The organism is Pseudomonas sp. KUIN-1 (assembly GCF_009176725.1).
Lineage (GTDB): Bacteria > Pseudomonadota > Gammaproteobacteria > Pseudomonadales > Pseudomonadaceae > Aquipseudomonas > Aquipseudomonas fragariae.
The window spans coordinates 142,022-156,983 of record NZ_AP020337.1 but is presented as its reverse complement, the minus strand read 5'-3'; the positions used below and the strand labels follow the sequence as shown (position 1 = coordinate 156,983).

The 14,962-nt window shown below is 61.3% G+C and carries 10 protein-coding genes; 1 reads left to right on the top strand and 9 read right to left on the bottom strand.

What is annotated here, in order from left to right; translation table 11 throughout:
• Nucleotides 1-67 precede the first annotated feature (67 nt).
• Nucleotides 68-1,564, top strand: coding sequence for a methyl-accepting chemotaxis protein (locus tag KUIN1_RS00750; protein WP_172980028.1), 1,497 nt, complete (start codon nucleotides 68-70; stop codon nucleotides 1,562-1,564).
• Nucleotides 1,565-1,573: 9 nt separating this feature from the next.
• On the opposite strand, the gene KUIN1_RS00745 is transcribed toward KUIN1_RS00750, so the two are convergent.
• From KUIN1_RS00745 to KUIN1_RS00705, 9 genes are all read right to left on the bottom strand, one after another.
• Nucleotides 1,574-3,157 carry an ABC transporter ATP-binding protein gene (locus tag KUIN1_RS00745; protein ID WP_152091777.1) on the bottom strand — a complete coding sequence of 528 codons (1,584 nt, stop codon included), beginning with the start codon at nucleotides 3,155-3,157 and terminating at the stop codon, nucleotides 1,574-1,576.
• Nucleotide 3,158: 1 nt separating this feature from the next.
• A complete protein-coding gene (locus KUIN1_RS00740; RefSeq protein ID WP_003437297.1) occupies nucleotides 3,159-4,181 on the bottom strand; it encodes an ABC transporter permease in 1,023 nt (340 codons plus the stop codon).
• Nucleotides 4,181-5,248 carry a microcin C ABC transporter permease YejB gene (locus KUIN1_RS00735; protein ID WP_060406318.1) on the bottom strand — a complete coding sequence of 356 codons (1,068 nt, stop codon included), beginning with the start codon at nucleotides 5,246-5,248 and terminating at the stop codon, nucleotides 4,181-4,183. The genes KUIN1_RS00740 and KUIN1_RS00735 overlap by 1 nt, the downstream gene beginning before the upstream one ends.
• Before the next feature lies 1 nt (nucleotide 5,249).
• A complete protein-coding gene (locus tag KUIN1_RS00730) occupies nucleotides 5,250-7,133 on the bottom strand; it encodes an extracellular solute-binding protein (protein WP_116886950.1) in 1,884 nt (627 codons plus the stop codon).
• 144 nt (nucleotides 7,134-7,277) lie between these two features.
• Complete coding sequence (locus tag KUIN1_RS00725) at nucleotides 7,278-10,103, bottom strand: TonB-dependent receptor (RefSeq protein ID WP_003401691.1); 2,826 nt, start codon at nucleotides 10,101-10,103, stop codon at nucleotides 7,278-7,280.
• Between the two features lie 99 nt (nucleotides 10,104-10,202).
• Nucleotides 10,203-10,604 (bottom strand): ExbD/TolR family protein, encoded by a 402-nt coding sequence (locus tag KUIN1_RS00720; protein WP_002555939.1) that lies wholly within the window; start codon nucleotides 10,602-10,604, stop codon nucleotides 10,203-10,205.
• Nucleotides 10,604-11,290 (bottom strand): MotA/TolQ/ExbB proton channel family protein, encoded by a 687-nt coding sequence (locus KUIN1_RS00715; protein WP_003435083.1) that lies wholly within the window; start codon nucleotides 11,288-11,290, stop codon nucleotides 10,604-10,606. The genes KUIN1_RS00720 and KUIN1_RS00715 overlap by 1 nt, the downstream gene beginning before the upstream one ends.
• 74 nt (nucleotides 11,291-11,364) lie before the next feature.
• Nucleotides 11,365-12,189, bottom strand: a complete 825-nt coding sequence (locus KUIN1_RS00710) for an energy transducer TonB (RefSeq protein ID WP_011266216.1) — start codon at nucleotides 12,187-12,189, stop codon at nucleotides 11,365-11,367.
• Between the two features lie 1,197 nt (nucleotides 12,190-13,386).
• Nucleotides 13,387-14,541: a cysteine desulfurase family protein gene (locus KUIN1_RS00705; protein WP_162887168.1), complete on the bottom strand. Its 1,155-nt coding sequence runs from the start codon at nucleotides 14,539-14,541 to the stop codon at nucleotides 13,387-13,389.
• Nucleotides 14,542-14,962 lie beyond the last annotated feature (421 nt).

Sequence of the window (14,962 nt, the reverse complement as noted above, 5' to 3'; positions counted from 1 at the left end):
TTTGCTCGTGCAGATTTGAAAGCCGGCAGGGGCCCCTGTCGCCATGGATTTCAAAAGGATGTGTTCGATGCCCGTAGCCCCTCGTTTCCTTGACCATTACCGCAAGGCCGACCGGATCATGCTGGGTCTGATCTGGCTGTTGTTCATCTACGCGCTCGGGTTGGCGTTCTGGTTCGACACCTTCACCCAGGCCGTCGTCGTCGGTGGTGGCACCGCGGTGGTGCTGACCGGGCTGTATCGGGCCATCGGCGGCACCCGATTGATGCGTTGCTGTTTCGGTGTAGGCCTGATGGTCATGACCGCGCTGCACATCAATCAGACCCACGGGCAGGTCGAGATACATTTCGGCATCTTTGTCCTGCTCGCGGTGCTGACCTTCTACCGCGACTGGCTGCCGATTTTGGTCGCTGCCGTCACCATCGCCCTCCACCACATCGGTTTCCATGCCCTGCAGCATTCCGGCTTCCCGGTGTACGTCATGCACCACGGCTTCGGCTGGAGCATGGTGCTTGTGCATGCGGTGTACGTGGTGGTTGAAAGCGCGATTCTGGTGTACCTGGCGGTGCAGAATCAGGCCGAGGCGGTCGAGAATCAGGACATGCTTGATCGCATGCTGGCCACCACCAACCAGTTCTCTACCGATAACCAGTCCAGCCAGCAGTCGGGCAAACATGTCTCGCTGGCGCAACGGTTCGAGCAGTTCCTGGCGCAGATCACCGGCCTGGTCGATGGCGTAGTGCGTGACACTCGCGGGCTTGGCGAGCTGGGTCATGACCTCGCCAAGGCCAGCGGTACGCTGGAAACCGGTGCACAGCATCAGCTCAGTGAAATCGCCCGCATGACCGGCGCGATGCAGCGCATGGGCGATGCCATGAACGATATCTACAGCCACGTCGCGCAAGCCGTGCAGCGGGCCGGTGACGCCAGTGATCAGGTCGCTCATGGGCGCGACAGTGTCGACCGTGCGCAGAGCGAAATCACCCAGCTTGCCGCGCGCATCACGACCACCGACGAAACCGTGCAGGCCCTGGCCAACCAGTCAGAACAGATCGGCAAGGTGCTGGACGTGATCGGCAGCATTGCCGAGCAGACCAACCTGCTGGCCCTCAACGCTGCAATCGAAGCCGCCCGCGCCGGTGAGCAGGGCCGAGGCTTTGCGGTGGTGGCCGATGAGGTTCGCAACCTGGCGCAGCGCACAGCAGCCTCGACCAAGGAAATCCAGACCATCATCGAAGACCTGCAAAAAGGCAGTCGTCAGGCCGCTACGGCCATGAGCGACAGCCTGCAGGGTGTCGGGCGTTGTGTCGAGGACAGCCAGCGCGCTTCGCAATCCCTGCGCGCCGTCGGCGAAGGCATCGGCCATATCACCCAGCTCAACGGCCTGATTGCCACGACGACCGAACAGCAGTCCGCCGTCAGCCGGGAAATGGCCGATCAGTTGCGCTCGGTGCAGACCATCGCCGAACACACCGCCGCCAATATCGGTGTGCTGGCGACCAGCAGCCAGAGCCTGTCGCCACTGGCCATTCGCCTGGAAGCGCTGGGCAAGAGCTTTCACGCGTAGTTTTCGCGTTCAGGCGAACACCAGCCCCGACGAACGCAGCAGTTCCTGAGTGTAGGCCTGCTGCGGTGCGGCGAAGATCTCGCGGGACGGACCCTGCTCGACCACCTTGCCGTCCTTGATCACGATCAGGTCATGGGCCAGGGCGTGAACCACCGCCAGGTCATGGCTGATGAACAGGTACGTCAGGCCATGCCGGATTTGCAGGTCGCGCAGCAGGGCGACGATCTGCTTTTGCACGGTCCGGTCGAGCGCCGAGGTCGGCTCGTCGAGCAGGATCAGGTCCGGTTCAAGGACCAGTGCCCGTGCGATGGAAACACGCTGGCGCTGACCGCCGGAAAACTCGTGCGGGTAACGATGCCGGGTGGCCGGGTCCAGGCCGACTTCCTGCAACACGCGGATCACCGTCTGTTCACGCTCTTTCGGCGTACCGATGTTGTGCGTCACCAGGCCCTCGGCAATGATCTGCTCCACGGTCATGCGCGGGCTGAGGCTGCCGAACGGGTCCTGAAACACCACCTGCAACTGACGGCGCAACGGGCGCATCAGGTGCTGACTGTGCAGGCTCAGTTCCTTGGCGCCGAAGCGGATGCTGCCTTCTGAATCGACCAGGCGCAAAATCGCCTGGCCCAGGGTCGATTTGCCCGAACCCGACTCGCCGACAATGCCCAGGGTCTTGCCCTTGAGCAGCTCGAAACTCACCCCGTCCACCGCCTTCACATACTGCGGTTCACGCTTGAACCAGGCCTTGCCCAGCGGGAACCAGACCTTCAGGTCCTGCACCGACAGCAGCGTGTTGCTGTGCGTGGACGGCACCGGTTCACCATCCGGCTCGGCATTGATCAGCAGACGGCTGTACGGGTGTTGCGGGCTGTCGAACAGGGTCTGGCAATCGGCCTGCTCGACGATCTCGCCCTCACGCATCACGCAGACCCGCTGGGCGATGCGCCGCACCAGATTGAGGTCGTGGCTGATCAGCAGCAGCGACATGTTCAGCCGCTGCTGCAGGGACTTGAGCAACTCCAGAATCTTCACCTGCACGGTCACATCCAGCGCGGTGGTCGGCTCGTCGGCGATCAGCAGATCCGGCTCGTTGGCCAACGCCATGGCAATCATGATGCGCTGCCGTTGCCCGCCCGACAGTTGATGCGGATACGCCTTGAGACGTGACAGCGGATCACGAATACCGACCAGTTCCAGCAGCTCCAGGGTGCGGCTCAGCGCGGCCTTGCCCTTCAGGCCCTTGTGGGTCACGAGGATTTCGACGATCTGTTTTTCGACCGTGTGCAGCGGGTTCAGCGAACTCATGGGCTCCTGAAAAATCATCGCCACCCGGTTGCCGCGCAGGCTGCGCAACTGCTTGTCGCTGGCAGTCACCAAATCCAGCCCGTCGTAACGAATCGAGCCCTGGGTGCTGACGGTTTTCGCCGGCAACAGACGCAGAATCGAATGCGCCGTGACCGACTTGCCCGAGCCGGATTCGCCCACCAGCGCCAGGCACTCGCCACGGCGGATGTCGAGGCTGACGCCATGCACCACTTCGCGGCCGTTGAAAGCGACCCGCAGGTCGCGAATTTCAATCAGGTTGTCTTGCATGTCAGCTCCGAGGATCGAACGCGTCGCGGCAGGCTTCGCCGATGAACACCAGCAGAGAAAGAATCAGGGCCAGCACCACGAACGCCGTCAGCCCCAGCCAGGGCGCTTGCAGATTGCGCTTGGCCTCGCCGATCAGCTCGCCCAGCGACGCACTGCCCGCCGGCATGCCGAAGCCGAGAAAATCCAGCGCAGTGAGGGTGGCGATGGCGCCGGTGATGATGAACGGCAGGTAAGTCAGGGTGCTGGTCATCGCGTTGGGCAGGATGTGCCGCCACATCAGCGCGGCATCGGTCAGGCCCAGTGCGCGGGCGGCCTTGACGTATTCCAGGTTGCGCCCGCGCAGGAACTCGGCACGTACCACGTCCACCAGCGACAGCCAGGAGAACAGCGCCATGATCCCCAGCAGCCACCAGAAACTCGGCGACACAAAGCCGGACAGAATGATCAGCAGGTACAGCACCGGCAGCCCCGACCAGATCTCCTGAATGCGCTGGCCGATCAGGTCGGTCATGCCGCCGTAGTAACCCTGAATCGCCCCGGCACACACGCCGATCACCGTGCTGATCGCGGTCAGCAGCAGCGCGAACAGAATGGAAATCCGCGCGCCGAACAGCACACGCGCCAGCACATCACGGGCCTGCTCGTCGGTGCCCAGCCAATTGATGTGGTCCGGCGGACTGGGCGATGGCGCGTCCAGGTCGTAGTTGATGGTGTCGTAGCTGAACGGGATCGGCGCGAACAGCATCCAGCCGTTTTTTGCCGCGATCAGCTTGCGCACGTAGTCGCTGGCATAGTCCGGCTCGAAGGGCAGCTCGCCGCCGAAATCGGTTTCCATGTAGGTGTGCAACACCGGGTAATACAACTGCCCGTCGTAGCGGATCAGCAGCGGCTTGTCGTTGGCGATCAGTTCGCCGCACAGGCACACCAGCAGCAGGCCGATGAAGATCCACAGCGACCACCAACCGCGACGGTTGGCCTTGAACAGGTCGAAGCGGCGCCGGGTCTGGGGAGAGAACTCGAACATCAGGCGCTCCTCGCGGAAAAGTCGATGCGTGGGTCGACCAGCGTGTAACACAGGTCACCGATCAGTTTGATCAGCAGGCCGAACAGCGTGAACAGAAACAGCGTGCCGAACACAATCGGGTAATCCCGCGACACCGCCGCTTCGTAACTCATACGCCCCAAACCATCGAGGCCGAAGATGGTTTCGATCAGCAACGAGCCGGCGAAAAACACTTCGATCAAGGCCTGCGGAATACCGGCGATCACCAGCAACATGGCGTTGCGAAACACATGGCCGTACAGCACGCGATGCTCGGTCAGGCCCTTGGCGCGCGCCGTGACCACGTACTGGCGGCTGATCTCGTTGAGAAAGCTGTTCTTGGTGAGGATGGTCAGCGTGGCGAACCCGCCGATCACCAGCGAACTGACCGGCAGCACCAAGTGCCACAGGTAGTCCTTCACCTTGCCCCAGGTGCTCAGGCTGTCGAAGTTGTCCGAGAACAGCCCCTGCGCCGGAAACCAGCTCAGGTAACTGCCTCCGGCGAACACCACGATCAGCAGAATGGCGAACAAAAACGCGGGCGTGGCGTAACCGATGATCACCAGCGTGCTGCTCCAGACATCAAACGCACTGCCATGCCGCACCGCCTTGCGAATGCCCAGCGGGATGGAAATCAGGTACGTGATCAGCGTCGCCCAGAGCCCGAGTGACAGTGACACCGGGAGCTTTTGCGCGATCAGTTCGGTGACCGGCGCGCCACGGAAGAAGCTGGTGCCGAAGTCCAGTTGCGCGTAGTTCTTGAGCATCAGCCACAGCCGTTCGTGCACCGGCTTGTCGAAACCGTAGTGTTGCTTGATCTGCTCGATCAGCGCCGGGTCCAGCCCGCGGGTGCTGCGGCTGGCGGTGCCGGAGGCAGCCACTTCGCCCCCGCCGCCGCCCACACCGTTGGGGCTGAAGCCCTGAATGCGCGCGATGGCCTGCTCGACCGGGCCGCCGGGGGCGGCCTGCACGATCAGGAAGTTGACGATCAGAATGGCCAGCAGCGTGGGAATGATCAGCAGCAGGCGTCGAATCACATAAGCCAGCATCTCAGTACTCCTTGGCGGCGGCAGGCTTGCCGGTCAGCGCAGTGGCCTGAGCGTTGGTCAGCGGCGTCGGGCTGATCTGCCACCAGGTTTCCAGGCCCACGTCATAGATCGGTGCCACGTCGGGCATGCCGAAACGGTTGGCGAACACCAGCGGCGTGCCCTTGGAGTAGTAGTTGGGGATCATGTAGTAACCCCATTGCAGGACCCGATCCAGCGCCCGCGCGTAGAGCACCATGTCGTTGCGCGTATTGGCGCTGACCAGCCCGTCGATCAGCGTGTCCACCGCAGGATTGCGCAGCACCATGGCGTTGGAGCTGCCCACTTCGGTGGCGCTTTGCGAGCCGTACAGGTTGTACAGCTCACGGCCCGGGGAGATGATCGGATTACCGTTTTTCGGCAGGCTGACCACGATCATGTCGTAGTCCCGCGCGTTGAGCCGGTTGATGTACTGCGCCGAATCGATGCGCAGGAAATCCAGCGTGATGCCGATCTGCGCCAGCGTGCGCTTGAAGGGCAGAATCAGCCGGTCGAAGCCGCCCTGACCATCGAGAAAACTGAACACCATCGGCTCGCCCACCGCGTTGACCAGCTTGTTGTCTTTCGGGTGCCAGCCGGCTTCGGCCAGCAGCTTGAGGGCCTGCAACTGCTTGTCACGGATGTAGCCGCTGCCGTCGGTTTTCGGTGGCTGGTAGACCTTGCTGAACACCTCGTCCGGCACTTGGCCGCGCAAGGGCTCGAGGATCTTCAGCTCGGCCGGGGTCGGCAGCTCGGTGGCGGCCATGTCGCTTTTCGGGAAGTAGCTTTGTTCGCGCACGTAGAAATTGCGCATGACCCGGCGATTGATCCAGTCGAAATCCCACAGCAACGACAGCGCCTCGCGCACGCGGCGGTCCTTGAACATGGGCTTGTCCAGATTGAACACAAAGCCCTGCGCGGCGACCGGGCGCTGCGGTGCGAGGATGCGCTTTTGCAGACGCCCGTCGTCAATCGCCGGGCCGCTGTAGCCGACCACGAAGCCTGAAGAGGAGAACTCGCGGTTGTAGTCGAACGTCCCGGCCTGCAGCAGCTGGCGAGCGATTTCGGTGTCGCCGTAGTAATTCACGGTGAGCGTGTCGAAGTTGTACAGGCCACGGCTGACCGGCAGGTCCTTGCCCCACCAGTCCTTGACCCGTTCGAAGGTGACGCTGCGTCCGGCGTCGACCCTGGCGACCCGGTACGGCCCGTTGCCCAGCGGCGGCTCGAAACCGCCGCCGTTGGCGAAGTCGCGGGTCTTCCACCAGTGTTCGGGGAGGATGTGCAGGCTGGCAATGTCCAGCGCCAGCATGCGGTTGAGGTTGTTTTTGAAGTCGAAGCGAATCTGCAGCGGGCCTTCGATGGTCACCTCTTTGACGTCGGCGAACATCGGTCGATAGCTGAAGCTGCCCTTGGTGGTCATCAGCTCGAAGGTGTAGCGCACGTCTTCGGCGGTGACGGGCTTGCCGTCCTCGAAACGCGCCTTGGGGTTGAGGAAAAAACGAATCCACAGACCGTCGGGGTCCATCTCCATCTTTTCCGCGATCAGGCCATACACCGTGTACGGCTCATCCAGTGAGCGATAGGCCAGTGGCGAGTACACCCAGCTGTCGACCTCGCGCACATTGATGCCCTGATCGACGTAGGGATTGAGGTAATTGAACTGGCCGATTTCTTCCGCCGACCGGGTCAGCGAACCACCCTTGGGGGCGTTCGGGTTGACGTAATCGAAGTGCTGGAAGCCGGCCGGGTATTTCGCTGCCTCGCCATAGACGGTCAAGGCGTGGGTCGGCGTCGCCAGCACTGTCTGCCAGCCACTGCACAGCGCAACACCCAGAAGCAGGCGCCGCAGAAAACGGTTAAGACGCGACATGGTGGGGCTTTCCTCGTACGCACTGAATGACGGAACGCTGCGAAAAAGCCCCCGGCCGGGGAAGGCGGATGAAACCTGGGCCGGAGGGGGCGAGCTCGCAATCTGACGTGGCCCACGGAGCGTGTATGGGCCACGTCGTCACACTCAGAAGTGGTAAGTCGCGCGGGCGAACAGGGTGCGGCCCAGCGGGTCGGCGTAACGAGGGTCGTAGCCGGACTGGAAGTTGTAGGCCTGGTTGGAGAACGGCGGGTTGCGGTCGAACATATTGCGCACTCCGGCATCGATATCCAGCACCTTGTCAAAGGTATGACCCACCGACATGTCCCACAGTGCATACGACGCGACCCGCGCATTGGTGGTGCGGTCGTAGTCGTTGTAGCCGCTGGTGAAGCGGTTGGTGATGGAGGCGCGGGTATCGCCCAGTGCCCAGGTACCGGTCAGCACGTGTTTCCAGCGCGAAATCACCCCGTCGCCCTGGAAGTCGCCGACCTTGTCGGTGTATGGGCCGTCGATGATGTTCTGGAAGTCATACCGGGTAACGTAGGTGCCGGTCATGCCCAGACCGAACTGGCCGTAAGGCGTGTTCGGGAAGCGATAGTCGAGGGTTACGTCGACACCGCTGGTCTTGACGATGCCCAGGTTGGCGTTACCGGTGACGATGTTGGCGATTGAACCATCGGCAGCGCGCACGTAGCGGTCGGCGTAGGTATTCGGGTCATCGAACACGGTCGACTCGGGGAACGACTGAATCTGGTTGGAGATATGAATCCACCAGAAATCCAGGCCCATCGACAGGTTGTTGACCGGCTGATAGACGAAGCCCAGGGTCATGTTGCGGGCTTTTTCCGGGGCCAGCTCGGTGTTGCCGCCACTGTTGTTGAGGAACTGCTGCGCGCAATCGCGACCCGCGTTACCGCCGGGTTGCACGGTGCCACCGGCACAGAGTACCGGGTCGTTGTAGTAGCCCTGGGTGTAGCTCAGGCTGCGCGGCGCATAGAGTTCATACAGCGACGGCGCACGGAAGCCTTCACTGTAGGCACCACGCACCACCAGTTGCTTGAACGGCTGGTAACGGAACGAATATTTCGGGTTGGTGGTGCTGCCGAAGTCGCTGTATTTATCGTGACGAACAGCAGCGGTCAGCTCCAGGCTGTCCAGTACAGGAACGTTCAGTTCGGCGTATTCGGCTTTGACACTGCGGTCGCCTTCTACGCTGCCGGCTGCGTCCAGACCCAGGCTGCTGATGTCGTTGACGAAGGGGTCGAAGTCCTGATGCATCTTCTCTTTGCGGTATTCGCCGCCGAGCGCCAGACCGGACGGGCCCGCGCCGAACCAGTCGCCGATTTCCCGGCTGATGCGCGCATCCAGTCCGGCCACACGGCCCACAGCGCTGGAGTACTGACCGTGGTATTCGCTGGCATCGATCAGCGCCTGCCCTTGCGCTGTCTGCGGGCCGAACGGGTTGAGGACGCCATTGGCAAGGCCGTTCAGCATCGCCGAGTCGCTGACAAAACCGCTGGTCACTGAGGACAGCACCTTGTTCTGGTTGTACGAAGCGCCGACGTTATAGTCCCAGCCGCCCACAAGCCCGTCGAAATTCAGCAGAAAGCGCTGGCTGGTGTTCTGGTCACTTGAGCCTCGTGCGCCCGCTGCCGTTTCGCGCCATGCGGTGCTGACCGGTTGCGTCGGGTCGAGGGTGAAATCGGTCGGTGCCGGGGTAATGCCGTTGCCGGGGTAGAAGGGCGATGAGGAGTCCAGCGACAGACCGGTCAGCGGTGCCGGACCGATGCCGGTGTGGTTGTTGTTGCGGGCCCAGAAGTATTCGAGGCTGACGTTGTGATCGTCGGCCAACTTGCCGGTGGCCTTGCCGAAGAATGAGGTTTTCTCGGTCTGCGGGATCAGGTCGATGTATTCGCGGGTGCTGAACCGGCAGATGCCGTTGCTGGCAATCAGGTTAGGACCGCTGCAGTTTCTGCCGAGCGGGTTAGCGGAATTGTCGCCCTGATAATAGTTGGCCGGGTAGGCCGTACCGGAAGTCTGATTGAGCCCGCGTCCCGGCTGGTAATCCCGGGTGAACGAGCGGTCGTTGGCGTCCAGATTCTGCTGCTTGTTGTAGTTGACCACGCCCATGACGTTGAAGCGGTCTTCTTCCAGATCACCAAAACCCCAGCTAGCACTCATGTCCTTGGTCGCACCGCCGCCACTGGCAGTCGGCGTCTCGCCGCCGAGGGTCAGGGTGCCGTCAGTCAGGGATTTTTTGGTGATGAAGTTGATCACGCCGCCAATGGCGTCGGTGCCGTACAGCGCCGAGGCACCATCACGCAGCACTTCCACGCGGTCGATGGCGGCGAACGGAATCATGTTCAGGTCGATGGCACTGCCGTTGGGTGTGCCTACACCGGAAATCGCGTTGTTGGCCAGACGACGACCATTGAGCAGCACCAGCGTCTTGTTCGCACCGATGCCGCGCATGTCGGCGAACGAAGCGCCGCCGGTGCTGGCGCCGATCGAGCCCGCACTGTTCTGGATCGACTGGCTGCCGGTGATGCGCTGGACCATTTCCTGGGTGGTGGTCACGCCCTGTTTCTTCAGGTCATCGGCGCGCAGGATGGTAATCGGCACGGCGGTTTCGGCATCGACCCGGCGGATCGCCGAACCGGTCACTTCGACGCGTTGCAGCTGGGTCGTGGCAGGCACAACCGCTGCACTGGTGGACACGGCCGAGCCGCTGGTGTCCGCATCGACGGCGTCTGCCGCCTGGGCACCGCTCATGCCCATGGCCAATGCGCAGAGCAGGGCACGTGGATGACGCCGGACCGCGAGGGCCAGTGGTTTGAGGGTGCAACCGGGAAGATTCATCAGCATGGTTAGTTCCGACTTGATCCAGACATTATTGAAATGGCCTTGTGAGCCCTCTGTTCCCGACGCGGTTGTGCCGAGCGGGAGTTCCACTTCTTCTTTTTCCAGCAAGCCGCTCCCCTCCAGGGGCTTTTCAGCCCACGGACAACCGCATTCACGGGGGTCGGGTCAGACGGCTTCGCGAGGCGAAGCCACCCGGTCAGTCGAGCGTCATTTCGCTGTCATGACGGATATCTTCGTAATGCCGGAGCGTTCGATGGAGGCCATGGCCTTGGCCACCTGGCCATAATTCACGGCGGTGTCGGCCTGCAACTGGACGCGAATTTCCGGGTCCTTGGCTTTCTCGTCCTGCAGGCTTTTTTCCAGCAGTTCGGGGGCGATTTCCGATTTGGCGAGGTAGAACTTGCCGTCCTGATCAACGCTGACCACCACCGGGTTTTTCTTCTCGGCGGGGGCGACTGCGTCGGTCTTGGGCAGGTTGACCTTGATCGCGTTAGTCATCAGCGGCGTGGTGACGATGAACACCACCAGCAGCACGAGCATCACGTCGACCAGCGGCGTGACGTTCATTTCGCTGAGCACTTCATCGCTGTCCTGAGTGGAGAAAGACATTAGCTGGCCTCCCGAACGGCATGACCATTCTTGCTGGCGATGGGCTGGCGTGTAACGGCAAAGGCGCTGCGCTGGGCGAGGGCGTCGAAGTCGTGGGCGAAGTCATCCATGTCGGCCACGGCGAGCTTGAGGCGGCGCAGGAAGAAGTTGTAGATCAGCACTGCTGGCACGGCGACGGCGATACCCACACCGGTGGCGACCAGCGCGTGACCGATGGGGCCGGCGACCGCTTCGAGGCTGGCAGAGCCGGTCACGCCGATGCTTTGCAGCGCTTCCATGATCCCCCAGACCGTACCGAACAGGCCGATGAAGGGCGCGGTGCTGCCGATACTGGCGAGAATCGCCTGGCCACTTTCCAGCGCGCGACGCTCTTTCTGTATCTGCTGGCGCAGGTTGCGCTCCAGACGGTCCGAGCGGTTGATGGTGTGCGCCAGTTGTTGCGTGGTGCGCGGCGACTCGTCAACCGCCATGGCTTCGAAGCCGCTGTTGGCAATACGCGCCAGCGCGCCGGGGTATTGCGCGGAGTGCTCGGCCGCAGTGAGCAGGTCCGGTGCGCTCCAGAAGGCTTTGGTGAATTGCTTGTTCTGGGACTTCTGGCGGACGTACTGCGCCGACTTGATCAGCAACAGTGCCCAACTCAATACGGAAAACAGAATCAGTGCCCAGAGCACGGCGGGGACGATCATGGAAGAGAGCGATGCGTTCATGGTTTAAACCTCACCAGCTTTGATAATTGAATAGTCGGTTGTCATGCGCCGGATCATTCCGGCAACTTGAAGTCGATGGTCTGCGTCGCGAAGCCTTCTATCGGCGTGTCACCGCGTTTGGCCGGTATGAACTTCCAGTTGCGCACAGCCTCCACGGCCGCTTCGTCCAGTACCGGTTTGCCGCTGGATTTGGTCACCTCGACAGCCCCGGCGCGGCCGTTGGGCAGCACCTTGATGCGCAGAATCACGCGACCTTCCCAACTGCGTCGCAAGGCCAGCCCCGGGTATTCCGGCGGTGGATTGCCCAGGCTGGCGAGCCCGGATACCGCAGCGCTTTCCTTGACCGGAGCCGGTGGCGCAGCAGGTGCCGGCGGCGCGGGCGCAGGTGTTGGCGGCGCGGGCGGGCTGGGTGCGGCGGCAGGCGTTGGCGCAGGCGGCGTAGGCTTTTTCACCGGTTCGACTTTCTTGACCGGCTTGGGCTTCTCGACCTTGGGTTTTTCCACCGGTTTGGGCGGCGGTTCGACCGCGTCCGGGTCCTCGACCGGTTGTTCCGGTTCGGGGGGAGGCGGTGGAGGCGGCGGCGGAGGTGGTGGCTCGGGCGGCGGCGGTTCCGGTGCGGGTGGTGTCGGACTGGTCAGTTCAATGGTCATTTCCGGAACTTGTGGCGCAACTTCCGGCACGTCTGGCTGGGCCGTTTGCATGTACCACCAGATCACACCATGAATAAGTACCGACGCAGCAATCAACACCATTACTTGCGGCTTGTTAAGGCCGCCCGGGCGTGACGTATTGGCGCTGAAAGGAATACCCTGCCACGCCGTCGAAGTGTCATCGGGCGAGGGAGAGGGGACCGCTTTCATTATGACCGCATCATTCATTAACGCTCCCTCGGGTAGTTAAAGGGCAATAAGATTCCGCTCGAACAATGGGTCACTGTTCGATTGATGAAGACCTGCACATTGTGGATGGGCAGGGCAACGCGGTGGGTGCGCACACGGCGAACTCAAACGGTCAAAAGACTTCTTTAATCAGGGCACTGGCATTGCAGATCCTTGCTTCTTATCGTCATGTACGGGGACGTACAGCGATGTTCCTGACTGCTTACATTGCAACCGCTGTGCCAAAACGCCCCGGCTGGAACCATTGATGCAGAGCGGGTGTCGCATTCGTATAACTTTTTATCGATTCCCCGTTTCATTGACGTCAAACCTGCACACGTGCATAAAACTTCGAACAAAAAAACAGGCAAACAATGACCCTCTGCTTGAGCAGACGCGTTCGAAAATCATGACCTGCAAGTCACTTTCCTTGATGCACCAATACTGTGTCACGAGGATCACGTTGGTGCGTTAGTTGATCAGCGCTTCATCAATACAATGCTCCGTGTAGGTACGTCGGTTGTGTGGACAGTTATCGTTATTGAAATAAAAGCCATTCGCAGATAATGGCAAAATGAAACCACTTAAAAAATGTCGGCCACTCTTTATAGGTCGACCGTCTTTTAATTAAAAACAGCCCGCTATGTACTTCTTACGCGCACGGGCGCGCCAGGTCCTGATTCATCATCAGAACTTTCAAGGCACACGCAAAATGTCTTAAGTCCAGACGTGCAGGGCCATCGAATAACAACGCGCAGATCGGGACAAGGGTGAAGCGACCGTGCAGGCATCGCTTGAGGCAGGTGCTGCCCAAGGTGTGGATTGCCAGCGTAACGGTGGTCTGACGCAAGGCTGATAGGGCACAGCTAGATTCCTTTCCTGGCGGGCAGCAAGACTTGTGGTCTGCTCCCCTGCACTGTTTGTGGACGCTCTGACGTCCGTGAACTGCACTTTGGTGCGTGTAGGCACCCCATGAATGCAGCGTGCACCATTGGTTTATGGCACGACCGTTCCACTTGAAAGAACTGTGCCAATTTGTGTCTTTTTGTATCTGGAGGAGTACATTTTCATCTGGACACGAGTTTTTGCGGCTGCAAGGCGCAGCCGCTGACCCCGGCGGGTATCAACTCGGCAGATTGGCGCGGGTGCGCCGGGAGAGAGCCGCCCTGGATTCGGGCGGCCTGTAGGTATCGTCAATTACCAGAACGCAGCAGGTGCGCTGAGCGCCTTGCTGAACACCTCGATGGCGCGCTCGACATCTGCCTGCGTGGTGTAGCGGCCGAGGCTGACGCGCACGCTGGCCAGGGCCTTGGCAGAGTCCATGCCCAGAGCAAGCAGCACATGCGAGGGTGCATTGCTGGCCGAGTTGCACGCGGACGTCGAGGACAACGCCAGGCTGTGGGACAACTGCGAGCTGGTGAAGCCACTGCGGGTGATGCACAGGTTCAGGGTGTGCGGGATGCGTTGTTGCGGACAGCCGTTGAGTTGCACATCCGGCAGACTCAACAGGCCTTCGCGCAGGTGACGACTCAGCTCTTCGATACGACGGTTTTCAGTTTCGGCCTGGCTGATCGCCAACGCAAAGGCCGTGCCCATGCCGACGATCTGATGGGTGGCCAATGTGCCCGAACGAAAGCCGCCTTCATGTCCGCCGCCGTGAATCTGCGCTTTCAACAACGAGTGAGCACGCGGGCCCACGTACAGCGCGCCAATGCCCTTGGGGCCGTAGGCCTTGTGCGCCGAGAACGACATCAGGTCGACGGCCAGACTCGCCAGATCGACCTTCACCTTGCCGACGCCCTGCGCAGCGTCCACATGAAACAGCGCACCGTGCTCGCGCACCAGGGCGCCAATGCTGGCGATATCGGTCAGCGTACCCAGTTCATTGTTCACCAGCATCAGCGACACCAGCAGCGTGTCTTCGCGCAAGGCAGCCTGTACCGCGTGAGGCTGGATCAGACCCTGAGCGTCCGGTTTCAGCCAGGTGACGGGAAAGCCCTGACGCTCCAGCGTGCTGACGGTGTCGAGCACGGCCTTGTGTTCCAGGACGCTGGTGATGATGTGCCGGCGTGGCGCGCTGGCATCATGAGCGATGCCTTTGATCGCCAGGTTGTTGGACTCGGTAGCGCCGGAGGTCCAGACAATGGTGTCGACAGGCGCACCCACCGCATCGGCCACCTGCGCGCGTGCCTGTTCAACGGCCTGCCGCGCCACCTGCCCATAACCGTGCCCGCTGGATGCCGGATTACCGAAATGACCTTCGCGCCCCATGCAGGCAACCATGGCTTCGATGACCTGTCCGTCGACAGGTGTGGTAGCGGCGTAATCCAGATAGAGCGCAGAGGTGGTCATGGGCAATTCGCTTTGTAATCGAGTCAAAATCAAGGGCTGGCATCACCAGACCGACTGCTTGAAAGATTACTGATCCGCACGCGAAAATTTTTTGATATTTACACGGACATGGGCAGCCAATGCGAAAAATTATTCGCTTAAACTTGGATTTTTACGATTAAAAATTCTAGGATGCTGCATCAGGCGCAGAATCGCAGCCAGACATCCGTTGTTCCGCACGCTACGCGTGCAAGGTACAAGGTGCTGCACAGTCGTGTGACGCAGAGCGTCACGAAAGGCATGCCAACGCGGAGCATTGGCACGATAGTCATGCTGAGTAAGGCGCGGAATCAGAGCCGGACACCTATCGTTCCTCACGCTCCGCGTGGGAATGCAGTTCTGGACGCTCCGCGTCCAATCCGGGGTGCGAGGTGCTGCACCG